This is a genomic window from Aeromonas sp. sia0103, assembly GCF_963895295.1.
Taxonomy (GTDB): domain Bacteria; phylum Pseudomonadota; class Gammaproteobacteria; order Enterobacterales; family Aeromonadaceae; genus Aeromonas; species Aeromonas encheleia.
The window spans coordinates 542,217-568,074 of the sequence record NZ_CAWQKG010000011.1 but is presented as its reverse complement, the minus strand read 5'-3'; the positions used below and the strand labels follow the sequence as shown (position 1 = coordinate 568,074).

Annotated in this window: 26 protein-coding genes and 1 riboswitch; of the genes, 6 read left to right on the top strand and 20 right to left on the bottom strand. The window is 62.6% G+C overall.

What is annotated here, in order from left to right:
* Nucleotides 1-132: 132 nt before the first annotated feature.
* The 15 genes from modC to moaA form a co-directional block, all read right to left on the bottom strand.
* Nucleotides 133-1,188: a molybdenum ABC transporter ATP-binding protein gene (gene modC / locus AACW18_RS05375; protein ID WP_218388019.1), complete on the bottom strand. Its 1,056-nt coding sequence runs from the start codon at nucleotides 1,186-1,188 to the stop codon at nucleotides 133-135.
* Nucleotides 1,185-1,865, bottom strand: coding sequence for a molybdate ABC transporter permease subunit (gene modB, locus AACW18_RS05370; protein WP_042651419.1), 681 nt, complete (start codon nucleotides 1,863-1,865; stop codon nucleotides 1,185-1,187). The genes modC and modB overlap by 4 nt, the downstream gene beginning before the upstream one ends.
* A gap of 109 nt (nucleotides 1,866-1,974) precedes the next feature.
* Nucleotides 1,975-2,703 carry a molybdate ABC transporter substrate-binding protein gene (gene modA / locus AACW18_RS05365; RefSeq protein ID WP_218388018.1) on the bottom strand — a complete coding sequence of 243 codons (729 nt, stop codon included), beginning with the start codon at nucleotides 2,701-2,703 and terminating at the stop codon, nucleotides 1,975-1,977.
* A 114-nt stretch (nucleotides 2,704-2,817) separates the two neighbouring features.
* Nucleotides 2,818-3,294 (bottom strand): molybdopterin synthase catalytic subunit MoaE, encoded by a 477-nt coding sequence (gene moaE / locus AACW18_RS05360; RefSeq protein WP_371317016.1) that lies wholly within the window; start codon nucleotides 3,292-3,294, stop codon nucleotides 2,818-2,820.
* Nucleotides 3,295-3,297: 3 nt separating this feature from the next.
* The gene (gene moaD / locus AACW18_RS05355) at nucleotides 3,298-3,543 is read right to left on the bottom strand and encodes a molybdopterin synthase sulfur carrier subunit (protein WP_218290188.1); all 246 of its coding nucleotides are present in this window, start codon (nucleotides 3,541-3,543) and stop codon (nucleotides 3,298-3,300) included.
* On the bottom strand, nucleotides 3,540-4,034 hold the full coding sequence (gene moaC, locus AACW18_RS05350; protein ID WP_218290186.1) for a cyclic pyranopterin monophosphate synthase MoaC: 495 nt from the start codon (nucleotides 4,032-4,034) through the stop codon (nucleotides 3,540-3,542). The genes moaD and moaC overlap by 4 nt, the downstream gene beginning before the upstream one ends.
* Nucleotides 4,035-4,056: 22 nt before the next feature.
* A complete protein-coding gene (gene moaB / locus AACW18_RS05345) occupies nucleotides 4,057-4,563 on the bottom strand; it encodes a molybdenum cofactor biosynthesis protein B (RefSeq protein WP_042651414.1) in 507 nt (168 codons plus the stop codon).
* 222 nt (nucleotides 4,564-4,785) lie between these two features.
* Entirely contained in the window at nucleotides 4,786-5,376 is a 591-nt protein-coding gene (locus AACW18_RS05340) for a cytochrome c3 family protein (protein ID WP_042651413.1), read from the bottom strand.
* Between the two features lie 94 nt (nucleotides 5,377-5,470).
* Entirely contained in the window at nucleotides 5,471-5,926 is a 456-nt protein-coding gene (locus AACW18_RS05335) for a nitrate reductase cytochrome c-type subunit (RefSeq protein WP_042651412.1), read from the bottom strand.
* Complete coding sequence (napH, locus tag AACW18_RS05330) at nucleotides 5,926-6,801, bottom strand: quinol dehydrogenase ferredoxin subunit NapH (RefSeq protein ID WP_218388017.1); 876 nt, start codon at nucleotides 6,799-6,801, stop codon at nucleotides 5,926-5,928. Before napH ends, AACW18_RS05335 begins: the two co-directional genes overlap by 1 nt.
* Entirely contained in the window at nucleotides 6,798-7,532 is a 735-nt protein-coding gene (gene napG / locus AACW18_RS05325) for a ferredoxin-type protein NapG (RefSeq protein ID WP_218388016.1), read from the bottom strand. Before napG ends, napH begins: the two co-directional genes overlap by 4 nt.
* 16 nt (nucleotides 7,533-7,548) lie before the next feature.
* A complete protein-coding gene (gene napA / locus AACW18_RS05320) occupies nucleotides 7,549-10,038 on the bottom strand; it encodes a nitrate reductase catalytic subunit NapA (protein WP_042651409.1) in 2,490 nt (829 codons plus the stop codon).
* The gene (locus AACW18_RS05315) at nucleotides 10,035-10,328 is read right to left on the bottom strand and encodes a chaperone NapD (protein ID WP_232018914.1); all 294 of its coding nucleotides are present in this window, start codon (nucleotides 10,326-10,328) and stop codon (nucleotides 10,035-10,037) included. The genes napA and AACW18_RS05315 overlap by 4 nt, the downstream gene beginning before the upstream one ends.
* Nucleotides 10,329-10,394: 66 nt before the next feature.
* Nucleotides 10,395-10,907, bottom strand: a complete 513-nt coding sequence (gene napF, locus AACW18_RS05310; protein ID WP_218328112.1) for a ferredoxin-type protein NapF — start codon at nucleotides 10,905-10,907, stop codon at nucleotides 10,395-10,397.
* 251 nt (nucleotides 10,908-11,158) lie between these two features.
* The gene (gene moaA / locus AACW18_RS05305) at nucleotides 11,159-12,154 is read right to left on the bottom strand and encodes a GTP 3',8-cyclase MoaA (RefSeq protein ID WP_218388015.1); all 996 of its coding nucleotides are present in this window, start codon (nucleotides 12,152-12,154) and stop codon (nucleotides 11,159-11,161) included.
* Nucleotides 12,142-12,280: riboswitch (molybdenum cofactor riboswitch) on the bottom strand. (Overlaps the previous gene by 13 nt.)
* 79 nt (nucleotides 12,281-12,359) lie before the next feature.
* Here moaA and narQ point away from each other — a divergent pair.
* The 4 genes from narQ (at nucleotide 12,360) to AACW18_RS05285 (ending at nucleotide 16,262) form a co-directional block, all read left to right on the top strand.
* Entirely contained in the window at nucleotides 12,360-14,072 is a 1,713-nt protein-coding gene (gene narQ / locus AACW18_RS05300) for a nitrate/nitrite two-component system sensor histidine kinase NarQ (RefSeq protein WP_042651405.1), read from the top strand.
* On the top strand, nucleotides 14,072-14,710 hold the full coding sequence (gene narL, locus AACW18_RS05295) for a two-component system response regulator NarL (RefSeq protein WP_042651404.1): 639 nt from the start codon (nucleotides 14,072-14,074) through the stop codon (nucleotides 14,708-14,710). The genes narQ and narL overlap by 1 nt, the downstream gene beginning before the upstream one ends.
* A gap of 236 nt (nucleotides 14,711-14,946) precedes the next feature.
* On the top strand, nucleotides 14,947-15,372 hold the full coding sequence (locus AACW18_RS05290) for a globin domain-containing protein (RefSeq protein WP_042651403.1): 426 nt from the start codon (nucleotides 14,947-14,949) through the stop codon (nucleotides 15,370-15,372).
* A 314-nt stretch (nucleotides 15,373-15,686) separates the two neighbouring features.
* Entirely contained in the window at nucleotides 15,687-16,262 is a 576-nt protein-coding gene (locus tag AACW18_RS05285) for an LON peptidase substrate-binding domain-containing protein (RefSeq protein WP_218290174.1), read from the top strand.
* A gap of 229 nt (nucleotides 16,263-16,491) precedes the next feature.
* Here AACW18_RS05285 and AACW18_RS05280 read toward each other — a convergent pair whose 3' ends face one another.
* Nucleotides 16,492-18,588: a PAS domain-containing hybrid sensor histidine kinase/response regulator gene (locus tag AACW18_RS05280; RefSeq protein WP_218388014.1), complete on the bottom strand. Its 2,097-nt coding sequence runs from the start codon at nucleotides 18,586-18,588 to the stop codon at nucleotides 16,492-16,494.
* Nucleotides 18,589-18,606: 18 nt separating this feature from the next.
* Nucleotides 18,607-19,791, bottom strand: a complete 1,185-nt coding sequence (locus tag AACW18_RS05275; RefSeq protein WP_218388013.1) for an FIST signal transduction protein — start codon at nucleotides 19,789-19,791, stop codon at nucleotides 18,607-18,609.
* Nucleotides 19,792-19,902: 111 nt separating this feature from the next.
* On the opposite strand from AACW18_RS05275, the gene AACW18_RS05270 reads away from it, so the two are divergent.
* A complete protein-coding gene (locus tag AACW18_RS05270) occupies nucleotides 19,903-20,826 on the top strand; it encodes a gluconeogenesis factor YvcK family protein (RefSeq protein WP_218328117.1) in 924 nt (307 codons plus the stop codon).
* 8 nt (nucleotides 20,827-20,834) lie between these two features.
* Here the strand turns inward: AACW18_RS05270 and AACW18_RS05265 are convergent, their stop codons facing one another.
* The 3 genes from AACW18_RS05265 to lpcA form a co-directional block, all read right to left on the bottom strand.
* A complete protein-coding gene (locus tag AACW18_RS05265; RefSeq protein WP_042651399.1) occupies nucleotides 20,835-21,170 on the bottom strand; it encodes an Hpt domain-containing protein in 336 nt (111 codons plus the stop codon).
* Nucleotides 21,171-21,478: 308 nt separating this feature from the next.
* Nucleotides 21,479-22,261 (bottom strand): class II glutamine amidotransferase, encoded by a 783-nt coding sequence (locus AACW18_RS05260; protein WP_218290165.1) that lies wholly within the window; start codon nucleotides 22,259-22,261, stop codon nucleotides 21,479-21,481.
* A 182-nt stretch (nucleotides 22,262-22,443) separates the two neighbouring features.
* Nucleotides 22,444-23,022: a D-sedoheptulose 7-phosphate isomerase gene (gene lpcA / locus AACW18_RS05255; RefSeq protein WP_042651397.1), complete on the bottom strand. Its 579-nt coding sequence runs from the start codon at nucleotides 23,020-23,022 to the stop codon at nucleotides 22,444-22,446.
* A gap of 257 nt (nucleotides 23,023-23,279) precedes the next feature.
* Here lpcA and fadE point away from each other — a divergent pair, with 257 nt between their 5' ends.
* On the top strand, nucleotides 23,280-25,736 hold the full coding sequence (gene fadE / locus AACW18_RS05250; RefSeq protein WP_218388012.1) for an acyl-CoA dehydrogenase FadE: 2,457 nt from the start codon (nucleotides 23,280-23,282) through the stop codon (nucleotides 25,734-25,736).
* The last annotated feature ends 122 nt before the right edge of the window (nucleotides 25,737-25,858 follow it).

Here is a 25,858-nt window from a genome sequence, read left to right as displayed (position 1 = left end):
GACCAGACTCATCGCCTTGCTGGATAGGGACATGGAACAGCGGCTCCTGTCCCAGGCACCTCAACCCTCACCGACCAGACTCATCGCCTTGCTGGATAGGGACATAGAACAGTGGATCCTGTCCCAGGCGCCTCAGCCCTCACCGACCAGGCTCACCGCCTTGATGTAGGCATAGAGGAGCTGCCCCGGCACCAGCGCGAGCCGCTCGGCCGAGCGGCTGGTGATCCGGGCCAGCAGTATCTGCTGCCCCAGAGCCAACTGCAACAGGGTTTGGCCCGGCCTGACTTCCCGGATCTCCAGCAGACGGGTCTCGAGACAGTTGGAGAGGCTGGAGTGCGTTATGGGGGCGGTGGCGATCACCACATCTCGTCCCGCCACCTTGATCTGCAAGGGGCCTGTCTCGTCGGGGGCATGATCCATGGTGACCATCAGGGTCTGCTCGCCGAGCCGCAGGCTCGCCATCTGCGAGGCGTCGTCGTAGTGGGCCAGGGTGGCCCTCAGCATGACGCCGGCGTCATCGCGACTGGCGAGCGACAAGTCGGTGCGGGCGAAGATATCGCCGGGCCGGCCCTGGGCCTCCACCCGCCCCTCGGCCAGCAGCACCAGCTGATCGCACAGCAGGCTCACCTCCTCCATGGCGTGGCTGACGAAGATCATCGGCAGGCCGCTCTCGCGCTGCAGGCCCCTCAGCACATGGGCCTGATGAATGCGGCTGCGCCTGTCCAGCGCCGAGAAGGGCTCATCCAGCAGCAGCAAATCGGGCTCGGCCAGCAGCGCCCGCCCCAGTGCCACCCGCTGGCGCTGGCCGCCGGAGAGGCCATGGGCAGGCTGGGGCAGCAGTTCGACGAAGCCGAGCCGCTCGGCCAACGCCTCGGGCTGCCAGCGCCCCCTGCCCTTGCGGGCCGCCAGCTGCAGGTTGGCCAGCACCGTCATGTGGGGGAAGAGCCGCGAGTCCTGAAACACCAGGCCGATGCGGCGCCGCTCGGGCAGCAGGCTCCCTAGCTCCCGCCCCTGCCAGCGCAGGCGGTCCTGAGGCTGGCGATCGAGCCCGGCGATAATGCGCAGCAGGGTGCTCTTGCCACAACCTGAGGGGCCAAAGAGGCCGAGCATGCCGCCCAGCGGCAGCGCCAGCTCGCAGTCGAGCTCGAAGCCGCCAAACCGGCGCCTGGCCTTGAGGTGAAGGCTCATCCGAACAGCCTCCGTTGCCGACGCTGCAAGACGCCGTAGACCAGCACCAGCATGACGAGGGAGAAGCCCATCAGGCCGCCGGCCAGAGTGTGGGCGTTTTGATAATCCATGGCCTCCACGTGATCGAACAGGGCGATGGAGAGCACCTGGGTCTCCCCCGGGATGTTGCCCCCTATCATCAGCACCACGCCAAACTCCCCGAGGGTATGGGCAAAGCCCAGCGCCGCCGCCATCACGAAGCTCGGCAGCGTCATCGGCAAGATGATGTGGAAGAAGCGCTCGAGGGGCCCCAGCCCCAGGGTGGCGGCCGCTTCAAGTTCTTTGCTGCCCATGTTGACGAAGGCGGAGGTGAGCGGTTGCACCACGAAGGGCAGCGAATAGAGGATGGAGGCAAACAGCAGGCCGAGGAAACTGAAGGCAAGGGGGGCGCCAAAGGTCTCCTTCCACCAGGCACCGAAGCCGTAGGAGGGGGAGAAGGCGAGCAGCAGATAGAAGCCGAGCACCGTCGGCGGCAGCACCAGCGGCAACGCCACCAGCGCCTCCACCAGCGGCCGCAGCCGGTGCTGGCTGCGAGACAGCCACCAGGCCAGCGGCGGTGATAACAGCAGCAGGATGCCGGTGGTGCTGCCGGCCAGCTTCAGGGTCAGCCAGACGGCCAGCAGATCTCCCTCACTCATGGTCAAGGCCCCGGCCAGGTTCGAGCAACAACATGTCTTGCATCCTCATAGCAAAGAGTGGCCGGCCCAGAGGCCGGCCACTCATCATGCGGAATTAGCGCTCAGGCCATCATTGCGGCAGGGCATAACCCGCGTCCTTGATGGTGCTCTGGCCCGGGCCCTTGAGCCAGGCCACCAGGGCATCGACCGCTTCCCCTTTCTTCAGCACCAGCCCCTGCTGCTCGATGGCCGGATAGAGCTGATTCGGCACCGCCCAGGCTTCGCCGGTCTTGCCCGCTTCCACCAGGTTGGCCCAGGCGACGAAGCCCAGCTCGGCGTTGCCGGTGTCCACGAACTGCCAGGTCTGGCCGATGTTGGCACCGGTCAGCAGGCGATACTGCTTGGGATCGATCTTGAGCTGCTCCAGGGTCGCCATGGCGGCGGCGCCGTAGGGGGCGGTGCGCGGGTTGGCGATGGCGAGGTTGCCCTTCCAGCCGCGCAGGGTGGCTTCATCGGGGGCCGGGCCACCCTTCTTCCACAGACCCAGCTGGCCGATGGCGTAGGTGAAGCGCTCGCTGCCCTTGCCTTCCTTCTCCAGCTTCTCGGGTGTGGCCACATCGGCGGAGAGGAAGAGATCGAAGGGGGCGCCGTGGCTTATCTGGGTGTAGAGCACGCCGGTGGCCGCCGAGCTGATAACGACGCTATGGCCGGTCTTGGCGGTGAACTCCTTGCCGATGCGCTCTATGGTGCCCTTGAAGTTGGCGGCCACGGCGACCTTGACCTCGTCGGCCTGCACGGCACCGCTGTGCAACACGGAGGCGCAGGCGCCCACCAACAACACGGATAACAGCTGCTTCATTCCCTTACTCCTGTCATTACACCGAGGGGCCTGGTTCTGCCGGGCCCGAAAATGGGGTAATCCCTTTGTGGGACTCACTCCCTCAATATCAGCGTGCGCCTTATCAGCGTCTATTCACCAGCGAGCCGCGGCGTCGTCATCGCTCTGCTTGGCTTCGACCCAGCGCTGAATCCCCTCGGCGGTCAGCTCTTTTTTCCAGAACGGCGCCCGGGTCTTCAAGAAATCCATGATGAAGTGGCAGGCCTCGAAGGCTGCATCCCGGTGGGCGCTGCTCACCGCCACCAGCACTATCTGATCGCCGAGCAGCAACTCACCGATGCGGTGGATCAGGGTGCACTCCTGCAGCGGCCAACGCGCGCGCGCCTGGGCGACGATATCGGCCAGCGCCTTCTCGGTCATGCCGGGGTAGTGCTCGAGGGCCAGCCCCTTGACCTGCTCCCCCTGATTGAAGTCGCGCACCTTGCCGACGAAGGTGACGATGGCGCCCGTGTCGTGACGGGCGGCGAGCCGCTGGTATTCATCACCGAGGGAGAAATCGGCCCGCTGCACCAGGATGCGATCGGTCGAGTCAGTGGGCATCTCGTGGGACATGGCTCAGCCTCCGGTCACGGGGGGGAAGAAGGCCACCTCGTCGCCATCGACCAGCGCCGTATCGAGAGGCACCAGGGTCTGGTTGACCGCCACCAGCAGCTTGCCCGCTTCCAGCGCCAGTGCCCACTTGTCGCCACGCTCGCACAGGGCCACGCGCAGTTGTTCGGCCGTGGCGTAGTCGCTGGGCAGGCTCAGCTCGTCGCAACCGACCAGCTCCCGCACCTGGGCGAAGAACAGTACCTTGATCATGCGTTCTCTCCTGCATCCGGCGCCAGCTGGAAGTGACCGGACTTGCCGCCCTTCTTCTCGACCAGGCGCAACTGCTCGATCACCATGTCCTTCTGCACCGCCTTGCACATGTCGTAGATGGTGAGCGCCGCCACCGAGGCGGCGGTCAGGGCTTCCATCTCCACCCCTGTCTTGCCCGAGAGCTTGCAGAGGGTGCGGATATGCACCCTATTGTGCTCGGGCTGGGCTTCGATCTCTACCTCCACCTTGGTGAGTGCCAGCGGATGGCAGAGCGGGATCAGGTCGGCGGTCTTCTTGGCCGCCATGATGCCGGCGATGCGGGCGGTGGCAAACACGTCGCCCTTGTGGTGCTGACCGCTCAGGATCAGGGCCAGGGTGGCGGGCGCCATGGTCACGAAGGCTTCGGCGCGGGCCTCCCTTTCGGTGACCTGCTTGTCGGTCACGTCCACCATGTGGGCCTCACCGCTTTGATTGAGATGGGTCAGGTTCATCACTTTCCCTCAGGGGTGGGGTTCAAAGGTGGGAGACAAAGTTGCAGGGCCTGGTGCGGGCGTCGAGCTGATCCCGAATGAGCTGCTCCCAGCCCAGCTGGCAGGCGCCGGTGGAGCCGGGCAGGCAGCAGATGAGGGTGCGGTTGGCGAGTCCCGCCAGCGCCCGGCTCTGCATGGCAGAACCTTTTATCTCGGCAAAGGAGAGCTGGCGGAACATCTCGCCAAAGCCCTGCACCGTGCGCTCGAACAGCACGCCCACCGCCTCCGGCACCCGGTTCTGTTCATTGAAGCCGGTGCCGCCGTTGATCAGCACCACCTGCACCGCCTCATCGACGATCCACTGGCTGACCTGGGCCCGCACGCGGAACAGATTGTCGGCGCACAGCGCCCGATCCGCCAGCTGATGACCGGCCTGCGTCAGGGCCGACACCAGATAATCCCCCGAGCTGTCGTCGGTGGCGGTGCGGCTGTCGGAGACCGTCAGTACGGCGATCTGGAGAGGAATGAATTCGCTGTTTTTGGGTGCCATTGGGCAATTCCTGTCAATCATTGACCACGAGAGGAGAAGGGATGACACGCCCCCACCCGGCCAGATACCGCCGAAGCCATGCCGGCTGGTGAGAGGGGAAAACGGCGGGGGTCGCGTTATCGCGCACGGATTCTATCAAAAGTTGCCGTGCAGATGGGATTAACGAGTCCATAAAAATGAAAAACCACAGGGCCGGGCATGCCCGACCATGTGGTCACGTCCTTAGAAGCCCTTCACCCCCGTCATGTCGGGCAGCTGATGCGCTATGCCCTTGTGACAGTCGATGCAGGTGCTCTCGCCGCTGGCCAGGTTGGTGGAGTGCATCTTGGCGGCACGCCGTCCCTGCAGGGAGAAGTCCATGTATTCGAAGTTGTGGCAGTTGCGACACTCCCTCGAATCCGTCTCCTTCATCCGTTGCCACTCCCGCTCGGCCATCTCGCGCCGATGCGATTCGAACTTCTCGCGGGTGTCCACCTTGCCGGTCAGCATGCCCCACAGCTCCTTGGAGGCCTGCACCTTGCGAATGATCTTGTAGGTCCATTCGTGGGGCACATGGCAATCCGGGCAACTGGCGCGCACGCCGGAGCGGTTCGCGTAGTGGATGGTGTCACGGTACTCGACGAAGACGTTGTCCTTCATCTCGTGGCAACCGGTACAGAACTTCTCGGTGTTGGACGCTTCCATGGCGGTGTTGAAGCCCCCCCAGAAGATGACGCCGCCGAAGAAACCCATCATCAGCAGCACCCAGAGGGCCGCCTTGGAGGGAGACTTGAAGGTGGTCCAGAGTCGCTGCACAAAACCAGGTAATTTCATCTGTGGATTCCTCAGTTCGGTGCTTCGTTCAAGGGAAACTTGAAAGTGTTCCAGAGATGTTGCGCAAAGCCGGGTAATTTCATCTATGGACTCCTTAGTTCAGGGCTTCGACCGGCTTGAAAGTATTCTCCACCAGCGGCTTGGCATCCGCTTGCGGCACGTGGCACTGCAGGCAGAAGTAGCGACGGGGGGAGACTTCACCCAGGGTCAGGCCGTCACGGGTCTCGAAGTGAGTCGGGCTGATCTTGGGAGCCTTCATGGCACTGGCGTTCTTGAAGCTGTGACAGGCCAGACACTTGTTGACCTTGTTGTCCACCTCGTAGTTACGGGTATCGTGCGGGATCAGCGGGGGCTGATGCATGTACTGACGATCGTAGATGTCGCCATCCTTGCGATAGTTCTTGAGCGGGGCGGCCTCGGCCTCGATCGCGAGATCCGTGCTGCCTCGCTCCGACTTGATGCCTCCCGTGCTGTTGGTGATCTCGGGGACTGCCGCCATCAAGGAACCCGCCATCAGGCAGGCCAGCATTGCTCCAATCAGCTTTTTCATTATGTGTTCTCCGACGTTTTCTCTGCCTTGACGGCAAAACCTACTGTGATTTCGAAAACTTGCTCCGCGCAGACATCGATGCAACGGCCGCAGTTAGTGCACTCCTGAGCCACAATCAAGGGCCCGTGACCGCGCCTGGCACCGTGGACCGGGCCGCGCAGGATGGGACGCTCGGGGCAGACTGCATAACAATCCATGCAGTTGCTGCAACGCTCACGCCCTTTGGCAGAAATCTTGATGAACCCGACCCGGTTGAGCAGGGCATAGAAGGCCCCCACCGGGCAGAGATGGCCACACCAGCCTCGCTCCACCACCAACAGATCGAACAGGAACAGGGCCACCAGCAAGCCCCAGCCCGCCCCCATGCCAAACAGCAGACCGCGCAGGGCCAGCGACACCGGGTTGACCAGCTCCCACACCAGCACGCCCGTGATGGCCGGAGCCACCAGCACCATGGCCAGCAGCCAGTAGCGCGTGTTGCGGTTGAACTGACCGTTGCCCTTGAGGCCGAGCCGGGCCCGCAGCCAGGCCGCCGCATCGGTGATGAGGTTGACCGGGCAGACCCAGGAGCAGAACAGCCGCCCCCCGACCAGCCAGTACCCCAGCAGCACTATGGCCGCCCCGAACCACAGGGTGGCGACCGGCCAGTGACCCGCCGCGACCGACTGCAACAGGGTGAGCGGATCCGTCAGCGGCACCCTCTCCAGCAATAAAGAGCTCGAGAGGTTGCCCTTGAGGATCCAGATCCCCGCCAGCGGTCCCAACAGGAAGAGTCCCAGCACGCCGAACTGGATCAGACGACGCAGCAGCAGGAAGCGGTGTGACCGCCACCAGCCGAGCCGGGCCCGCGCCTCCTGTCCCGGATAGCGGCTCATAGCCCCTCCGGTTTGCGGGTCGGCAGGGTGAGGCGCTCACCGATGAGCGACTTGCCCGCCTTCTGCTTCTCTTCCCAGCCGAGCCGGTAGTGATGGCCGAGCTCCCCCTTGGCGAGCCGGTGGGGCACCACCTTGATCGCCGCCGTCTCCAGCACGCAGGCATGCTCGCACTTGCCGCAGCCGGTACAGCTGTCGCTGTGCACTGTGGGCAGAAACATGGCGTGCTTGCCGGTGCGCGGGTTGCGCACCAGTTCGAGCGTGATCGCCTGGTCGATGAGCGGGCAGACCCGGTAACAGACATCGCAGCGCAGGCCCAGATAGTTGAGGCAGGTCTCATGGTCGATGAGCACCGCCATTCCCATCCGCGCCTGATCGATGTCGGTCATGGCCGGATCCAGCGCCCCGCTCGGACAGACCACCACGCAGGGGATGTCGTCACACATCTCGCACGGCACGGCGCGCGCCTCGAAATAGGGGGTGCCGGTGGTCACCGGCTCCAGCAGCCTGGCAAGCTTCAGGGTGTCGTAGGGACAGGCCTCGACGCAGAGCCCGCAGCGCACACAGGCGCCGAGGAACTCCGCCTCGTCCAGGGCCGCAGGCGGCCGCAGTGCCTGGGCGGGCACCGCCTGCGCCTGCTGCCGGGCCACCCCGCCGAGCCCTGCGCCAAGCAGGCCCACGGAGCAGGCCCCCTTGGCAAGGTCGGCCAGGAACTGGCGACGGCTGCGACTCATTCCCCCGGGCCCCGCCTTACGCCTTCATGACCTTGACGGCGCACTTCTTGTAATCCGTCTCCTTGGAGAGCGGATCCGTGGCGTCCAGGGTCAGCTTGTTGACCAGCTGGCTCGCATCGAAGAAGGGCATGAACACCAGGCCTTTGGGCGGACGGTTGCGGCCGCGGGTCTCGACCCGGGTCTTCACCTCGCCCCGGCGGGAGGCGACGATCACCTCTTCACCACGGCGCACGCCACGGGCCTTGGCATCTTCCGGGTGCATGAACAGCACCGCATCCGGGAAGGCGCGATAGAGCTCGGGCACGCGGCGGGTCATGGTGCCGGTGTGCCAGTGCTCCAGCACGCGGCCGGTGGAGAGCCACATGTCGTACTCTTTATCCGGCGACTCGGCGGCCGGCTCATAGGGCAGCGCGAAGATCACTGCCTTGCCGTCGGGTTTGCCGTAGAAGCGCACCCCCTCGCCCGCCTTCACATAAGGGTCGAAGCCTTCGCGATAGCGCCACAGGGTCTCCTTGCCGTCCACCACCGGCCAGCGCAGACCGCGGGCCTCGTGATACTGATCGAAGGGGGCCAGATCGTGGCCATGGCCACGGCCGAAGCTGGCGTACTCCTCGAACAACCCCTTCTGCACGTAGAAGCCGAAGTGGTCGGCCTCGTCGTTCAGTGCTCCCTTGCTCTGCTCTTTCGGGAACTGATCGACCTGACCGTTGCGGTAGAGCACCTCATAGAGGGTCTTGCCCTTCACTTCCGGCATCTTGGCGATAAGCTCGGCCGGCCACACCTCTTCCACGGTGAAGCGCTTGGCAAACTCCATCAGCTGCCACAGATCGGACTTGGCCCCTTCCGGCGCCTTGACCTGCTGGTGCCAGAACTGGGTGCGACGCTCGGCGTTGCCGTAGGCACCCTCCTTCTCCACCCACATGGCGGTGGGCAGGATGAGATCGGCGGCCTGGGCGGTCACGGTCGGGTAAGGGTCGGACACCACGATGAAGTTGGCCGGGTTGCGATAACCGGGCAGTCCCTCCTCGTTCATGTTCGGGCCGGCCTGCATGTTGTTGTTGCACATCACCCAGTAGGCGTTGAGCTTGCCGTCCTTGAGCATGCGGCTCTGCAGCACGGCGTGGTAACCCACCTTGTCCGGGATGGTGCCTTCCGGCAGCTTCCAGATCTTCTCGGCGATGGCGCGGTGCTTGGGCTCGGTCACCACCATGTCGGCCGGCAGGCGGTGGGCGAAGGTGCCCACTTCCCGCGCGGTGCCACAGGCGGAAGGCTGGCCGGTCAGGGAGAAGGGACCGCTGCCCGGGGTGGAGATCTTGCCGGTCAGCAGGTGGATGTTGTAGCAGAGGTTGTTGGCCCAGACGCCGCGGGTGTGCTGGTTGAAGCCCATGGTCCAGTAGGAGACCACCTTCTTGGCCGGATCCGCATAGATCTGGGCCAGCTTTTCCAGCTTCTCCTTGGAGACGCCGGAGAGCTTGGAGACCGACTCGACGTCGTAGTCCGCCACGAATTTCGCGAAGTCATCGAAGCTCATGGGGGTAGAATCGCCGCTGTCCGGGTTCTTCGCCTGCTGCTGCAGCGGGTTGGTCGGACGCAGGCCGTAGCCGATGTCGGTGACGCCCTTGCGGAACTGGGTGTGCTTGTTGACGAACTCCCAGTTCACCTTGTCGTTCTGGATGATGTAGTTGGCGACGTAGTTGAGGATCGCAAGATCGGTCTGCGGGGTGAACACCATGCCGTTGTCGGCCAACTCGAAGCTGCGATGCTCGAAGGTGGAGAGCACATGCACCTGCACGTCCGGGTTGGAGAGGCGGCGATCGGACATCCGGGACCAGAGGATGGGGTGCATCTCGGCCATGTTGGAGCCCCACAGCACGAAGGCGTCGGCCTGCTCGATGTCGTCGTAGCAGCCCATGGGCTCATCCATGCCGAAGGTGCGCATGAAGCCGACCACGGCCGAGGCCATGCAGTGACGGGCGTTGGGATCCAGGTTGTTGGAGCGGAAGCCCGCCTTCATCAGCTTGGAGGCGGCGTAGCCTTCCCACACGGTCCATTGGCCCGAGCCGAACATGCCGACCGCGGTCGGGCCCTTCTCTTTGAGGGTGGCCTTGAACTTCTCGGCCATGATGTCGAACGCCTGATCCCAGCTGATGGGGGCGAAGTCACCGTTCTTGTCGAACTTGCCGTTGGTCATGCGCAGCAGCGGCTGGGTCAGACGATCCTCGCCATACATGATTTTCGACAGGAAGTAGCCCTTGATGCAGTTGAGGCCACGGTTGACCGGCGCATCGGGATCGCCCTGGGTCGCGACGACGCGGCCAGCCTGGGAGCCCACCAGCACTGAACAGCCGGTCCCGCAGAAGCGGCACGGCGCCTTGTCCCAGGTGATGGCGGTCTTGTCGGTGCTGGTGATAAGGTTCGCCGCCAGGGTGGGGGCACTGACACCGGCCACGGCAGCGGCAGCCGCCACCGCATTGGCCTTCATAAAGTCGCGTCGACTCAGCTTCATGGCATATCCTCGCATTGCTTATCGAGTTCATCGAACTGGTGGTAGATCAGGGCGGCGGAGAGCACCCCGGGCATTGCCCCAATGGCATCTATGGCCGCCATGATGGGGCGCTGGCTCGACCCTTCCAGGGTCACCACCAACTTGCCTTCGTCGCTGACAGCGTGGATCTCGGCACCCTCGAGGGCCGCGATCTGTTCGGCGAGCCGGTGACGCAATGGGGGCTGGGTCAGCACCACCAGGCTCGATACGTGGAACTCTTCTCGGTTCATAGTGTTTTCCAACTTGCTCATCCTTGCTTCCTATCGGCTAGCGGCAGAGGCGATGCCACCCTGGGGGCATGCCGGCGACGCCCTGGCTCAGACCTGATTCGGTTCGCCGCGGGGTGCGCCGACCCTGATGCTGCCGACCGGGCAATCCGCGACGCAGGCGCCACAGCCATTGCACAGCTCGAGATCGATGCTGGGCGTCGGCACTCGTCCCAACTGGGGAGAAAAACGGATCGCATTGTGTTCGCAGCTGTCCTGACAGCGCTGGCAGAAGACCTGCTCATGGGCCAGACAACCGGCTTCGATATGGGCCACGTAGTCCCAGGGGGCTTCCGTCACCGGACGAAACAGCGGCAGCTCGCAGGCCGAGACGCATTCGGTACAAAAGGTGCACTCGCCGCGGCTAAAGTCCAGGGTCGGGAAACCACCGTCTCCCTTGACCAGGATCTGCTCCGGACAGGCCGTCAGGCAGTCTCCGCAACGGGTACAGTCGGCCACGAAGTCGGGCCAGGAGAGGGACCAGGGCAGCCGTGTCTCGGGCTCGGGCGCACTCAGTCGGCCTCGAAACAAACCACGGCGTGACAGGTTGACCCCATCCGGCATATTGCTTCCTCTTCGCAGGTGAAAGACTCGAGTGCGGACTATGTGACTGGTATTTTCAATACCAATTATAAGCGTGGGTGTATATTGCGTCCCCGACAAGTTAAGGGATATACCACTAGGGGGATAAACAGGGGGGATTCTTGCGCTGGATCAATCCCTTGGCACAATGAGGTCACACAGGGGCGGGTCAAAATACCCCTATGTGAGGATTGCTTATTAATCGGTGGCTATTTTTATCGGGCGGCGAAACCTCAACCGCCGATGGAGGCAAGATGGGGGGTCATGCCGGCATTGCCGTCGTGCAGGCGATGGGTGGCGGCCTTGCCAACGAGGGCCTGGCGGATCCGTTGTTGCAACTCGTCCTGTTGGCTATCGGCAGTGAGCAGATCCCGCAGCTCCACGCCGTGGTCGCCGAACAGGCAGAGGTGCAGCTTGCCCACAGAGGAGACCCGCAGCCGGTTGCAACCGGCACAGAAGTCCTTGCTGTAGGGCATGATGAGCCCCACCCCGCCCTGTGACGCCGGGTGCATGAACACCTGGGCCGGACCGTCGTCGGCCCCACGCAGCTGCTGGATCCAGCCATTGCCGAGCAGTTGCTGCTTGATGAGCTCGCCGCTGGCGTGGTGATCGCGAAACAGGCTGTCCATCTCCCCGGTCTGCATCAGCTCGATGAAGCGCAGTTCGATGGGCTTGTGCCTGATCCAGGCCAGAAACGCATCCAGCTGCTGATCGTTGAGCCCCTTGAGCAGCACCGCATTGATCTTCACCGACTTGAAGCCGGCGGCCAGCGCCGCTTCGATCCCCTCCATCACCTCCGCCAGCTTGTTCTCGCCGGTGATCTGGTGAAACTGGCGCGGATCCAGGCTGTCGACACTGACGTTGAGCGCGGTCAGGCCGGCATCAAACCACTCCTGCGCCCGCTCCTTCAAACGATAACCATTGGTGGTCATCGCCACCTTCTCGATCCCGGGCGTGTTGGCCACGGTCTCGATGATGGCGGTGAAATCACGGCGCAGAGAAGGCTCGCCACCGGTCAGGCGCACCTTGCGGGTGCCCATGGCGGCGAAGCCGGACACTATCCGGCGGATCTCCTCCAACGAGAGGAACGACTTGCGCCCCTCCTTGTTTCCATCCGGGGGGCGATAACCGTCCGGCAAACAGTAGGTACAACGAAAATTGCACACGTCGGTGACCGACAGGCGCAAATAGTAAAAACGACGGGAAAAACCATCTTCAAGTGGCAACATAAACACCTTTCCAAATACGGGAGGCCAGGGCATTTCTTTCCTGACCCTTACAGCGCGAAGATCGGCTGACGGCGGTTTCCCCCTATCTGAGGACTTAGGCAAAACCGCTCGGAGTTCATCTAGTTTTTCGATGCTAGCACAAGTTGGAGTACACTCCCACGCAACTTTATGTGGTTTCTTACCAGTCCCGGGACCCTCAACCAGCATGCGAAAGTGGTTCAAAGTGCAGTCTGTCAGCAGCGCCATCGGCCGCTCCATGGTGCTCATCCTGTTCATGGCGAGCCTGATCGCCGTCGTCGCCATGGTCACCCTGTTCTATTCGGTCCCCGATGCCAAGGCCATCAACCTGTCCGGCTCATTGCGCATGCAGGCCTATCGCATGGCCTACGAGATCGAGCAGGGCCAGACCGTGCTGGGGCGGCTCGCCCAGTTCGAGCAGACGCTGCGCGCGCGCGAGTTGCAAGAGACCCAGCGCTGGATCACCCCCGCCTCCCTGCGCCGCACCTATGGCGAGGTGTTGCTGCAATGGCAGGTGATGCGTGAGCACATCGAGAATGCCACCCCCAGGCGCTACACCGACAACACCGAGCAGTTCGTCGCCGCCATCGACGACTTCGTCAACCAGATGCAATACCACGTGGAGTTCAAGGTGCGCATGCTGGCACTGGCGGAGGGGCTGGGGCTGCTCTCCATCATCACCATCGCCTGGTTCACGGTGCGCTTCACCCGCCAGCAGGTGGTGGCCCCGCTCAACCAGCTGGTCTATTGCGCCCGCCAGATCCAGCGCCAGGAGTTCGATCTCACCCTGCCCCCCCACTGCGAGAACGAACTGGGGGAGCTGTCGGGCGCCTTCGTCACCATGGCGGACGAACTCGGCAAGCTCTATCGGGAGCTGGAGAGCAAGGTGGAGGAGAAGACTGCCAAGCTGCAACAGGCCAACGATACCCTCTCCTTCCTCTATTCCACCGCCCAGAAGCTGCATGCGGCGCCGCTGAGCCGGCGTACCCTGCAGAAGCTGCTGGAGCGGGCGGCCGCCCATCAGCACATCGACTACATCCGGCTGACCCGCTTCGAGCACAACGCCATGCCGGTGTACATCACCGGCCGCAAGGGCTGGCCCGGCGATCTGGATAGCTTGGTGAGCTTCTATCTGCAGATGGACGATCAGGAGTTCGGGCGGCTCGACATGATCAGCGAGCACCCCATCGACGAGCGGCTGATGAAGAACTTCTCCATGCTGCTGGCCCAGGTGCTGCACAAGGATCAGACCCTGCTGCAACATCAGCGCCTGCTGCTGATGGAGGAGCGTGCCGTCATCGCCCGCGAGCTGCACGACTCGCTGGCCCAGGCGCTCTCCTACCTCAAGATCCAGTCCACCCTGCTCAAGCGCTCCGTCGCCAAGGGGGATCACGGCAAGGCCGAGGCGGCCATGCAGCAGATCGACGAGGGGCTCAGCAACGCCTATACCCAGCTGCGCGAGTTGCTCGGCACCTTCCGCCTCAGCATAGGTGACGCCAATCTCGGCGAAGCCATCGGCGTCATGCTGGAGCAGCTCAAGCCCCAGACCCGGGCCGAGATCAGGCTCCAATACGGTCTGGCCGATACCGACCTCGAGGCGGGGCAGCACATCCATATCCTGCAGCTGATCCGTGAGGCAGTGCTCAATGCCATCAAACATGCCGGCGCACAGCTGATTGAGGTTAGCTGTGAGACCCTGGCTGATGGTAACATTCAGGTTCAGATTTCAGATGATGGTGTCGGAATAGGGGGCGCGAGCTCCGCGGTCAATCACTACGGTCTTAGCATCATGAGCGAGCGCGCCAGCAAGTTGCACGGCCAGCTGGCCATCAGTGAGCCGCCATCCGGCGGCACCCGTGTACACCTGACCTTTCCCACCAGCCTAACAAGAGACGCCTGATGGACGAGATGAAATATAGTGTTCTGGTCGTGGATGACCATCCCCTCATGCGCAAAGGGATTGTGCAGCTGCTGGAACTGGAAGAGAACATCGAGGTGATCGGTGAGGCTTCCAACGGTACCGATGCCGTGGCCATGGCCAAGGAATCCGAACCCGACCTGATCCTGCTCGATCTCAACATGAAGGGGCTCTCCGGCCTCGACACCCTCAAGGCGCTGCGGGCCGAAGAGGTCACCTCCCGGGTGGTGATCCTGACCGTCTCCGATGCCCGCCAGGACGTGGTGGCCCTGCTCAAAGCCGGCGCCGATGGTTACCTGCTCAAGGACACCGAGCCTGACATGCTGCTGGGCCAACTGGCCGATGTCATGACCGGCAAGCAGATCCTGAGCGAGCCGCTGCGCCCCTATCTGGAAAACATCTATGAGCTGGATCATCTGCAGCAGAAGCTGGAGAGCCTGACCCGCCGCGAGATGCAGATCCTGCGCGAAATAGCCAAGGGGCTCTCCAACAAGCAGGTCGCCTCCGTGCTCCATATTTCCGAAGGGACGGTCAAGGTCCACGTGAAGAGTCTGCTGAAGAAGCTCGAGGCCCAGAGCCGGGTGGAAGCCGCCGTCATGTACCTGGAGCAGCGCAACTAGCGCGCTCACCCTCCGGGTCCTGCGATCACATCAGGGTCGCGGCTAGCGGCTCAACTGGCTGCATAAATAATCAATCAGGCCCCGCTACGTCGGGGCCTTTTGCTGACCAGGTGTCGACCCGTCCCCGCCACACAGTCCCGATCGGCCGGGCCCATGAAATGATTTATTTCCCCTCTGTGCCTTATTGAGCAAGTGCATTATTATCTTCAGGCGACCACATAGGAAGGATGGACGGCATGACTCCCGAACAGATCGAGTTGGTGCAGAGAGCATGGGGCAAGGTAACCGCATTGAATCACACCTATGTGCAGGAGGTGTATGAGGAGCTGTTCCGACTGTCGCCGGAATTGATCAACCTCTTTCCCGATCCTGCGGGCATGCCGGTCGCCAAGGTGTCGGAGACCCTGAACACGGTGATCACCAGCCTGGAGCAGCTGGATGCCTTGGGTTTCATCATCAGGGATCTCGGTCGCAGACACCGGAAATTCAAGGTGGAGCCACACCAGTTCGCACTGTTGAAGCAGGCACTGACGACAGTGCTGGCGCGGCGCTTGGGCGCAAACTTCAAGCCAGAACTGGCCGAGGCCTGGTCACAGATGTATGACGAGATCGCGGCCCTGATGCTGGAAGGCTTGAACCAGCACGCCGAGTCAACCGCCTAGCCCGCATCTGCCATCATGCCAGACAGCAGCTACCGCTGAAGGTGGATGGCAGAGGCGCATTTTGCAGGGGAGTCATTTGCAATATGCAAACGAGACCCCATTCTGCAGATGGGGCATGTTCGAAACCCTTGCGAGTCACTTGTGTCCAAGACTGCATCGGACCAAAGCTGCATTTTTTCCTCCCCATAACCACATGATTTTCATCGACTATTAAAATAGTTCTTCCTTCAACGGCCCCAATAAACCGATTTCCCCACCCTCTGGCACAGTCACTGCATTGTCATATGCAGATGCGACTTATCGGAGGATGGAACATGAAACTTCAACCCTTGGCACTGTTCCCCTTGCCCTCACACATACTGCCGGGCGGGAAACTCCCACTGCGCCTGTTTGAGCCACGCCACCTGCAGATGCTCAAGGAATCGTTCATCGATGATCGGGGCTTTGGCATCGTCATGGAGGAGACGACCAGCACGGGTAGCTGCGGACGCATACTGCCGGTCGGTACTCGCGTCAAGGTGACTGATTTCTATACCCTCAACGATGGCTTGCTCGGGGTCACAGTGCTCGGGCTCGAACGCTTCTCCATTCATGAAATGGAGACGGACGAAACCGGCTTGCGCCACGCCAAGGTAGAAACCCTGCCCAACTGGCCGAGCGCCCACTCCGATTTCAGTGACACACCGCTGGTGAGCAGATTGAGGGAGGTGTTTGAACAATATCCGGAATTGGATGAGCTCTACCCGGACAAGCAGTTTGACGATGCGGCCTGGCTCTGCCAACGATGGCTCGAGATCCTGCCCATGCCGATCTATGAAAAACAGATGTTGATTGCCAAACAAAACAGTGAAGCGGCGCGCCAGTTCTTGCGCCGACTGATCGCACAGTGAGTCAAAAGTAGCTTTGCAAAATGCGAATATTCTTACAATGAAAACACATAATTCGCATTTTGCGACGAGCCGGCAGCGAGGAATGACAGATTACTCAGCTGCAAGCCGCAAAAACAGGTTATTAAAAGTTGGCACGAATTTTTCATAAGTGCCTGTACAACCCGATTTATCCCGTGCTCTCTTCAGTATTTGCTGAAGAATTGGTCAACCACCAGGTTGACCATTTTTTTTATCTGGATCCCGGGTTTACAGTTCCGCAATGCCGCTGCAAGCAGCTGCGCAGCCGGGCCAGGCTGATCGGTTTGGCCAGGAAATCGTTCATCCCCTGGGCCAGACAGCGCGCCCTGTCCTCCGTCATGGCATTGGCCGTCAGCGCCACTATCGGGATCTCACACCCCATTTCACGCAAGCGGCGGGTCGCCTCCAGCCCGTCCATATGCGGCATCCGCATGTCCATCAGGATGAGATCGGGCCGCCGCTCGTTGACCTGCGCCAACGCCTCCAGGCCATTGGCCGCCAGCCGGACCCTGCACACCAATTTCTGCAGCATGAGCGACACCACCAGCTGATTGACCGGGCTGTCCTCCACCACCAGCACATCCAGATCCAGCATGGCGAGCGCATCGGTGACGGGCTGACCCGGGTCTATGCAAGGGGCCGCCATGCCGGGCAACTCGAACCAGAAACGGCTGCCCTGACCGGGCGTACTCTGCAGGTAGATCTCGCCGCCCATCAGCTGCACCAGCCTCCGGCTGATGGCAAGCCCGAGCCCTGAGCCGGAGAAACGGCGGGTGGCCGAGCTGTCGACCTGAAAAAATGGCTCGAACAACAACCCCTGATCCTCGGCGGAGATACCTATCCCGGTATCGGTCACCGACACCCTCAGTCGCTCATCCTGCCACCCCAGCGCCAGCTGCACGCTGCCGGTGGCGGTAAACTTCACCGCATTGCCGAGCAGGTTGCCGATCACCTGGGACAGACGGACCGAGTCCCCCTGCAACCAGTCCGGCACCGATTCATCCAGTTGCCAATGCAAGCGGATGCCCTTGGCGCTGGCTTGTGCCTGCAGCGGCTCCACCAGCGCCTGACACAGGCGGGCGGGTTGCAGCGGCTCGGCATGCAGCGCCAGGGTGTGAGATTCGATCTTCGAGAAGTCGAGCACATCATCGATGATGGTCTGCAGCAGATGCGCCGAGTGGGTGGCATGGCCGAGCAGGGCCTGTTGCTGGGCCTCGAGCCGCCCGTATTGCAACAGATCCAGCATCCCCAGCACCGCATTCATGGGGGAGCGGATCTCGTGAGTCATCATGGCCAGGAACTGTGACTTGGCCCGGTTGGCCGTCTCCGCCTCGTCCCGTGCCCGCGCCAGCTCCTGCTCCCGGCGGATCTGGTTGTCGATCTCCCGCGCCGTACCCCGATAACCGATAAAGACACCGTCGGCATCGAAGCAGGGCTCGGCGTTGAGCTCCATCCAGCGGGGCCCCCTGGCCAGCACCACCTGGGTACGCATCGCCCGCACCGGCAGCTGCAGCGCGATCAGCCGTCGGTACTTGCACCACTCGGGATCCTGGGGGTCATGGGCAAAATCATAGAGACTACGGCCGACCTGGCGGGCGATCAGCTCTCTGCGGTAACCGGGGGCCGACACATAACTGAGCCTATGCTCGGGATCCGTCTCCCAGAACCAGTCGGACGCCATGGCGGCAAAGCTGCGAAAACGCTGCTCGCTGGCCTGCAGGGCCAGGGTCTTGAGCTCGACCTGCTCCTGCAGGCGAGCTCTATAGGCAATGTTGACCAGCGCCTGGGAGATGAGGGGACGGCACCGCTGCATCGCCGCCTTGCTCTTGAGATCGAAGGTGCCCACGGCGCCATGACGGCAGATGAGCACCCCGGAAAAACCGGGAGCCTGCAGCCCCGTCATCATGACGCTGGCCCAGCCCGCCGCCCCCGCCAGGGGTGCCAGCTCAGGCAGCTGGGACGGATCATAGATGACCAGGGTTTCCCCCGCGATGGCGCGGGAGAAGAGCGGGGTCAGTGGCCAGGGGCGGCCCGTCTCCTCGGGCTGGGTGCTGAGATGAGTGGTGCCGCTCGCCCCGCCCCAGGCCACCACATCCGCATGCTCGAAGCCGATGAAAGGCTTGAGCGTCTGGATGAGGCTGTCCAGCACCTGCTCCAGACTCTGGGCATCGGCCAGCGTCGCCACCCCGCACAGCAAGGCCTGCGACTCCTGGCGGTATTTGGCCTCCCGCTCCCGGCAACGCACCAGCTCCACCAGCGTGGTCTGCAGCTTGTCACCCAGAGCTTCGAGTTCGGTATTGCCTATCATCTTGTGTCCAGCACTGTGTCAGCTATCGAGGAAGATTACGCTCGATACCATGAGGTTGCCATGGGCCAGCTCACCATGGGGCAAACGCCCCTGCTCGCCGAAGGTAAAGGGGGTGATGAAGGGGATCTCCCCCAGTTGGCTGCGGAACTGGTCGACGACATCGTTCAGGCTCTCCCCCAGCACCAGTCGGCAGCCGGCACAGAACACCACCAGGGCGCCGAAGGGCTGCAGGCTGCCCGCCATGCCATATTCGGGCTCGATCCGCACCGCATTCAGACTGCGCTGCAACAGGCCTTCCTCACTGCTGTACATCAGCTCCAGGCGCTCCCCCAGCCGGGTCTCGGTAAACAGCCGCAACCCTTCTCTCGGGGTCACCGCCTCGGGATGAGAGAGCTTGTAATAAGGCATGTCGTCCAGGGTCCCGACCTGGCGGGCCAGCGGTGAGAGGGTGGTCTCCCTCAGGATGGGACCCACCTGCCAGGGGGTCTCGCGCTCCGTCCAGCGGGCATACACCCGGGCCGCCGGCTCGTGATCTATGGTCAGCACCTCGCGCCCATCCAGGGCGGTGATGGTGCCATGCTGTTCGGTGGGGACATAGCCGGAGTGAAACTGGAAGGCCAGCTGGCAATCAGGGTACAGCACCGCCAGCACCGCGCCTTGCCGGCTCTCGCCCTCGTCCCAGCACAGCTGCCATTCGCCGGTGACCCCATCATCCGCCGCCGAGCCCCCCACGACGGGAACCGTCGTGCCGAACTCCGCCTCGATCCCCGCCAGCATGACCTCTTCCAGCCCGGGGCTGGTATGCAGCAAGATGAGTTGCGGCAGCTCGCCGGGGCGTCCGCCATCGGCGATGGCGCCGCGCAGCAGCTGGCGCGCATCCACCTCATCCCCGGCCTGACCGGCCACGCCGTAGGCCCCCTTGTCGTCATAGAGGGCGGCGACCGCCAGGCCCCAGCCATGCCGGGCATGGTGGCCGGCCTGGGTCATGATCCCGCCGCAGGAGCTGCAACCGATGAGACGACAATCCGGGAAGCGGATTTTAAGCGCATGGCGCAGTACCGCAGCATCGTGAGCTTGGGTAAAATAGACCAGCAACAACGATGGGGAATGAGCTGATTGAGCGAGCAGCCGCTCGGCTATCTGTTGGGCGGCCAGCAGGGTCGTCTCTGCAAGAGAGTGAGCCGTCAGGAAGTTCAACGCCATCTCCTAGTGGTATGCGATGCAGGTGGTAAGCAAAAATCATACCCTTATCAAATGATTAGCTGGCCATATTGGCTAGAATGGTTCTCACAGACCCACCCACAGGATGGCTGCATGTGGCAGAAAAATATCAGTAACTTTGATCGGGTCGTCGCCATCGGCGGTGGCCACGGCATGGGCCGGGTGCTCTCTTCCCTCTCGTTTTTAGGGCAACGGCTGACCGGGATCGTCACCACCACGGATGACGGCGGCTCCACCGGACGCTTGCGCAAGAGCCAGGAGTGCATCGCCTGGGGGGACTTGCGCAACTGCCTCAATCAGCTGGTGACCGATCCCGGCATCGGCAGCCAGTTGTTCGAATACCGCTTCAATGGCCGAGGGGAGCTGGCGGGTCACAACCTCGGCAATCTGATGCTGCTGGCGCTCGACAACCTCTGTGTCCGCCCTCTGGATGCCATCCGGCTCATCAGCGACATGCTGAAGATAGAGCCCCAGTTACTGCCCATGTCCGAGCTACCCACCGATCTCTGCGCCCACACCGTCTGCGGTGACCAGATCCTGGGGGAAGTCTCCATCGATCAGCTCGCCACCCCGCCGCGGGCCCTGAGCCTGAGTCCGACCGTGCCGGCCACCCGCGAGGCCGTGCAGGCCCTGACCCAGGCCGACATGATCATCCTGGGGCCAGGCAGCTTCCTCACCTCCGTCATGCCCCCCCTGCTGCTGGACGAGGTGGCTGGCGCCATTCGGGATAGCCAGGCCATCGTCGTCTTCGTCTGCAACCTGGTCGCCGAAAACGGGCCGGCCGGCCAGCTGGCACTGCCCGAGCAGCATCGCTGGCTGGAAGAGCGGATAGGTCAAGGCCGGGTCGATGCCATACTGGCGCCAGAGGGCCTCAGTGTCCCCGAGCTGGCGGATTGCCTCATCCAGGCCGAGCTGGGTGAGGCTGCCCTGCCCCATCGTCACGATCGTCTCAAGCTTCGACAGGCGCTGGATGAGGTTATCCAGGGCAGGCACATCAGGCATCACAAGGCAGGCTGAGCCCGAGATCAGTGATAGCGGGCCAGATGGGAGAAGACTTGTGGCAGGGAGTGCTCCAGCTGCGCCAGCAGTTGGCCAGCCTCTTCTGCATCTTCCCGGCGGCAGGCAAGCTCCAGCGCCATCACCTGCCGGTAGCTGGGCTCGGCACCATAACTGCCACAGGAAGACTTCATGCTATGGGCCACTCGGGCCAGTGCGGGCCAGTCCCGCTGCTCGTACAGCGGCCTGAGCCGAGCGAGCTGCTCGCCCACCTCCTCGACAAACACCGAGATGACGACGGGCATCATCTCGTGACCAATGTCCTCTGCCAGCTGCCGTAGCACCTTCTGATCCAGCCACTCCATCTTCGCTTCCCTTTGATGGTATTCAAACAGACCACAATATAGATGATGATCGCGCCGGCTGTCATCCGGCATAGGATCGCAGACCAGCCCGGTGAGCGGTCTCGATAACGCCATAATGTGAGCCGGTTCAAGTTATCGAAAAGCAGGAATACCAGGGAGCAACATAAATGTTGCCACCAAATTAACATTTAAATAACAATGCGAGTCATGAGAATGATGCGGCTCAGCAACACCTCTCTCATCCCTTTTGCCTGTATGGCTGCTGCGAAGAACCAGGGTAGGATTCTACCCTGGTATTTTTTTATCTCTCACTCGGGTGAATTGCCGTGCGCCAGTTCACCCAGCCGGAACAGGCAAAACTCCCCCGGCACCATCTTCACCCAGTGTTCATTGCCGGTCAGCGGCCTCGTCGCGATCAGGGTCACCACGTCGTTTGGCGTCGTCTCGCTCTGGAAATCGATGGCCACGTCCTCATCCAGCAAACGGGCCTCGCCAAAAGGCGCCCGGCGGGTGAGCCAGTAGAGGTTGTTGCTGCAATAGGTCATCACGAACTCCCCATCCGACAGCAACATGTTGAACACCCCCAATCCGCGCAACTCATCACACCGGCTCGCCAGATAGCGGAACATGGCGGGGAAGTTGGCCGGACGCTTGGGGTACTTCTGCTCCAGCTGCGCGAGCAGCCAGCAGAAAGCGTGCTCGCTGTCGGTGTCCCCGACCGGACGGTGACGCCCGGTCGACAGCCGCTTGTAGCCTGTCAGTTGCCCGTTATGGGCGAAGGTCCAGTAACGGCCCCACAGCTCCCGGGTGAACGGGTGGGTATTCTCCAGCGACACGCAGCCACGATTGGCCTGCCGGATATGGCTGACCACGGCGCGGCTCTTGATGGGCAGCGCCTGCACCAGCTTGGCGATGGGTGACTGGGCGCTGGGCTCGGGATCCTTGAAGGTGCGAAAACCGCGCCCCTCATAGAAGGTGATCCCCCAGCCATCCTTGTGGGGGCCTGTCTTGCCGCCGCGCAGCATCAGCCCGGTAAAACTGAAGCAGATGTCGGTCGGCACATTGGCACTCATGCCGAGCAGTTCGCACATATCCAGTCCACTCCCTGAATGACTTGAGCCTCTCTTCAATCAGCGGCTCTCGCCGGAGGGGGCGCGACAGAAGCGGTCGGCATGACCGCACCGCGTCCCCTCCGACAGACGCCGATTACTCGGCCATCTCTTTTTCAACCAACTGGATCAGCATAAGGCGGATCACCTCGCTGGGCAGCTGGTTACTTGGCCATCTCTTTCTCGACCAGCTGGATCAGGATGTGGATCACCTTGATGTGCACTTCCTGAATGCGGTCGGCATAACCGAAATGGGGCACCCGGATCTCGACGTCGGCCAGGCCGGCCATCTTGCCACCGTCCTTGCCGGTCAGCGCGATCACCTTCATGCCCTTGGCATGCGCGGCCTCGATGGCCTTGAGAATGTTGCCGGAATTGCCGCTGGTGGAGATGCCGAGCAGCACGTCGCCGCGACGACCGACCGCTTCCACGTAGCGGGAGAACACATAGTCGTAGCCAAAGTCATTGGAGACGCAGGAGAGGTGGCTCGGATCCGAGATGGCGATGCCGGCGTAACCGGGACGGTTCTCCCGATAACGACCGGTCAGCTCCTCGGCAAAATGCATGGCGTCGCAGTGAGAGCCACCGTTACCACAGGAGAGCACCTTGCCTTCCTGCTTGAAGGAGTCGGCCAGCAGGCGGGCGGCCGCCTCTATGCTCTTCAGGTTCTGCTCATCGGCCAGGAATGCCTGGAGCACGCTGGCAGCTTCGGTCAATTCATTGCGGATAAGTTCTTGGTACATGGCGTCTGGTGTCTCTTTGTATCGTCCAACATAGGGTTCCGCATTGTCGCACAAGCCAATCCCGCCGTCGCCCCCCGGCCAGCAGGGGGAAAGCCGGTTGCGTTAGCTCGCTCACGGCCGGGAGGTAACCGAGTTGTAAACATCTTGATAATTTTGTGCACATGAATTACAACAGAGGCCACATCCAACAGGTCAGACCTCTGGATCAGTTCATTCACTTAGCACCCAACTTCGGCAACTCATGCAAGGAGCAAACAATGACGACGACCCTCACTCTGCTCGGAGTGATCCTGGTGATCGGCGCCATGGCTTATCGCCGGGCGTCTCTGCTCACCTCTACGCTTGCCACGGCTGTCGCCCTGGTCATCGGCACCTTCTATGGCCAGGTTCCCCTGCTGCTGTGGGTGCTGTTCGCCCTGGTTGCCATCCCGTTGAATCTGGTGGAGTTTCGCCGTAATCAACTGACCAGGCCGCTGTTCAAGCTCTACAAATCCATCATGCCGGAGATGTCGCGCACCGAGAAAGAGGCCATAGAGGCGGGCACCACCTGGTGGGAAGCGGATCTCTTTGCCGGCAACCCGAACTGGAAGAAGTTGCACGCCATCCCGGTCGCGACCCTCTCCAGCGAGGAGCAGGCCTTCATGGACGGCCCGGTCGAAGACGTGTGCCGCATGGTCAACGACTGGGAAGTGACCCATGAGCGCGCCGATCTCTCTCCCGAGGTGTGGCAGTATCTGAAGGACCACAAGTTCTTCGCCATGATCATCAAGAAGAAATACGGCGGGCTGGAATTCTCCGCCTATGCCCAATCCTGCGTGCTGCAGAAACTGTGCGGCGCCAGTGCCGTGCTCGCCTCCACCGTCGGCGTGCCCAACTCCTTAGGGCCGGGTGAGCTGCTGCAGCACTATGGCACCGAGGAACAGAAAGACCATTACCTGCCCCGCCTCGCCATCGGCAAGGAGATCCCCTGCTTCGCCCTGACCAGCCCGGAAGCGGGCTCGGATGCGGGCTCCATCCCTGACTTCGGCATCGTCTGCAAGGGGGAATGGGAAGGGGAAGAGGTGCTCGGCATGCGCCTGACCTGGAACAAGCGCTACATCACTCTGGCACCGATCGCCACCGTGCTGGGGCTGGCGTTCAAGCTGCGCGACCCGGACCATCTGCTCGGTGAGGAAGAGGAGCTGGGGATCACCTGCGCCCTGATCCCGACCCACATCAAGGGCGTCGAGATCGGCCGCCGTCATTTCCCGCTCAACGTGCCGTTCCAGAACGGCCCGACCCGCGGCGAGGAGGTATTCGTGCCGCTCGACTTCATCATCGGCGGCCCCGCCATGGCGGGTCAGGGCTGGCGCATGCTGGTCGAGTGCCTCTCGGTCGGCCGCGGCATCACCCTACCCTCCAACAGCACAGGCGGCGTCAAGATGCTGGCCCTGGCGAGCGGCGCCTACAGCCGCATCCGCCGCCAGTTCAAGCTGCCGATCGGCAAGATGGAAGGCATCGAAGAGCCGCTGGCGCGCCTCGGCGGCAACGCCTACATCATGGGTGCGGCGGCCAAGCTGACCGTGACCGGCATCGATCTGGGGGAGAAACCCTCGGTCATCTCCGCCATCGTCAAGTATCACCTCACCGACCGCGCCCAGAAGAGCATCATAGATGCCATGGACATCCACGGCGGCAAGGCGATCTGCATGGGCCCGAACAACTACCTGGCTCGTGGCTACCAGGGCGCCCCCATCGCCGTCACCGTCGAGGGGGCCAACATCCTGACCCGCAGCATGATCATCTACGGTCAGGGCGCCATCCGCTGCCACCCTTATGTGTTGCCGGAGATGCTGGCCGCCAGCCACCCGGATCAGGAGCAGGCGCTCAAGGCGTTCGACAAGGCGATGTTCAGCCACGTCGGTTTCGCCATCAGCAACCTGGTGCGCAGCTTCTGGCTGGGCCTGACCGGTGCCCGCTTCGCCGCGTCGCCGTTCAAGGATCAGACCAAGGGCTACTACCAGCAGCTGACCCGCCTCTCCGCCAACCTGGCCTTCCTGTCCGACATGGCGATGGGCACCCTGGGCGGCGAACTCAAGCGCAAAGAGCGGGTCTCCGCGCGCCTCGGCGATGTGCTGAGCCAGCTCTATCTCGCCTCCAGCGCCCTCAAGCGCTTCCAGGACGAGGGCCGTCAGCAGGCGGATCTGCCGCTGCTGCACTGGGCGCTGCAAGATGCGATGTTCAAGGCACAGGAGGCGATCGATGAGCTGCTGCGCAACTTCCCGAATCGCTGGATCGGGCTGGCCCTGCGGGTCATAGTGCTGCCGCTGGGTCGCGACCTGAAACGCCCGAGCGACAAGCTGGACCAGCAGGTCGCCCGTCTGCTGCAGACACCGAGCGCCACCCGCGACCGTCTGGCCGAGGGGCAGTACCTCACCCGCGAGGAGGGCAACCCCTTCGGCCTGCTGGAACAGGCTCTCGATGACGTGCTGGCCGCCGAGCCGCTGTTCGAGAAGATCTGCAAGGCAGACGGTCGCAAGCGCCCCTTCACGCAGTTGGACAGGGTCGCCGACGAGGGGCTGGCGCTGGGGGTCATCAACCCGGCCGAGGCCGACCTGCTGCGCCGGGCCGAACAGAGTCGCCTGCGCACCATCAACGTCGATGACTTTGACCCCATCGACCTGGTCGCCAACAAGGCACTGTTCGAACCATCGGCCTATCACAGAGCGGCCTGAGTCCGCGGATAAATGCCAAAACGCCTCCCTTGTGGAGGCGTTTTTCATGCCGATATCGGCAACCTCAGCGGAGGCGAAAAAGAGACGTATGCGGGATCATATTTTGGTTATCTATACGTTTC

Bases quoted from the DNA above. Each gene is read 5' to 3' on its own strand.
- modC (WP_218388019.1), bottom strand. From the start codon at position 1,188: ATGAGCCTTCACCTCAAGGCCAGGCGCCGGTTTGGCGGCTTCGAGCTC.
- modB (WP_042651419.1), bottom strand. From the start codon at position 1,865: ATGAGTGAGGGAGATCTGCTGGCCGTCTGGCTGACCCTGAAGCTGGCC.
- modA (WP_218388018.1), bottom strand. From the start codon at position 2,703: ATGAAGCAGCTGTTATCCGTGTTGTTGGTGGGCGCCTGCGCCTCCGTG.
- moaE (WP_371317016.1), bottom strand. From the start codon at position 3,294: ATGTCCCACGAGATGCCCACTGACTCGACCGATCGCATCCTGGTGCAG.
- moaD (WP_218290188.1), bottom strand. From the start codon at position 3,543: ATGATCAAGGTACTGTTCTTCGCCCAGGTGCGGGAGCTGGTCGGTTGC.
- moaC (WP_218290186.1), bottom strand. From the start codon at position 4,034: ATGAACCTGACCCATCTCAATCAAAGCGGTGAGGCCCACATGGTGGAC.
- moaB (WP_042651414.1), bottom strand. From the start codon at position 4,563: ATGGCACCCAAAAACAGCGAATTCATTCCTCTCCAGATCGCCGTACTG.
- AACW18_RS05340 (WP_042651413.1), bottom strand. From the start codon at position 5,376: ATGAAATTACCTGGTTTTGTGCAGCGACTCTGGACCACCTTCAAGTCT.
- AACW18_RS05335 (WP_042651412.1), bottom strand. From the start codon at position 5,926: ATGAAAAAGCTGATTGGAGCAATGCTGGCCTGCCTGATGGCGGGTTCC.
- napH (WP_218388017.1), bottom strand. From the start codon at position 6,801: ATGAGCCGCTATCCGGGACAGGAGGCGCGGGCCCGGCTCGGCTGGTGG.
- napG (WP_218388016.1), bottom strand. From the start codon at position 7,532: ATGAGTCGCAGCCGTCGCCAGTTCCTGGCCGACCTTGCCAAGGGGGCC.
- napA (WP_042651409.1), bottom strand. From the start codon at position 10,038: ATGAAGCTGAGTCGACGCGACTTTATGAAGGCCAATGCGGTGGCGGCT.
- AACW18_RS05315 (WP_232018914.1), bottom strand. From the start codon at position 10,328: ATGAGCAAGTTGGAAAACACTATGAACCGAGAAGAGTTCCACGTATCG.
- napF (WP_218328112.1), bottom strand. From the start codon at position 10,907: ATGCCGGATGGGGTCAACCTGTCACGCCGTGGTTTGTTTCGAGGCCGA.
- moaA (WP_218388015.1), bottom strand. From the start codon at position 12,154: ATGTTGCCACTTGAAGATGGTTTTTCCCGTCGTTTTTACTATTTGCGC.
- narQ (WP_042651405.1), top strand. From the start codon at position 12,360: ATGCGAAAGTGGTTCAAAGTGCAGTCTGTCAGCAGCGCCATCGGCCGC.
- narL (WP_042651404.1), top strand. From the start codon at position 14,072: ATGGACGAGATGAAATATAGTGTTCTGGTCGTGGATGACCATCCCCTC.
- AACW18_RS05290 (WP_042651403.1), top strand. From the start codon at position 14,947: ATGACTCCCGAACAGATCGAGTTGGTGCAGAGAGCATGGGGCAAGGTA.
- AACW18_RS05285 (WP_218290174.1), top strand. From the start codon at position 15,687: ATGAAACTTCAACCCTTGGCACTGTTCCCCTTGCCCTCACACATACTG.
- AACW18_RS05280 (WP_218388014.1), bottom strand. From the start codon at position 18,588: ATGATAGGCAATACCGAACTCGAAGCTCTGGGTGACAAGCTGCAGACC.
- AACW18_RS05275 (WP_218388013.1), bottom strand. From the start codon at position 19,791: ATGGCGTTGAACTTCCTGACGGCTCACTCTCTTGCAGAGACGACCCTG.
- AACW18_RS05270 (WP_218328117.1), top strand. From the start codon at position 19,903: ATGTGGCAGAAAAATATCAGTAACTTTGATCGGGTCGTCGCCATCGGC.
- AACW18_RS05265 (WP_042651399.1), bottom strand. From the start codon at position 21,170: ATGGAGTGGCTGGATCAGAAGGTGCTACGGCAGCTGGCAGAGGACATT.
- AACW18_RS05260 (WP_218290165.1), bottom strand. From the start codon at position 22,261: ATGTGCGAACTGCTCGGCATGAGTGCCAATGTGCCGACCGACATCTGC.
- lpcA (WP_042651397.1), bottom strand. From the start codon at position 23,022: ATGTACCAAGAACTTATCCGCAATGAATTGACCGAAGCTGCCAGCGTG.
- fadE (WP_218388012.1), top strand. From the start codon at position 23,280: ATGACGACGACCCTCACTCTGCTCGGAGTGATCCTGGTGATCGGCGCC.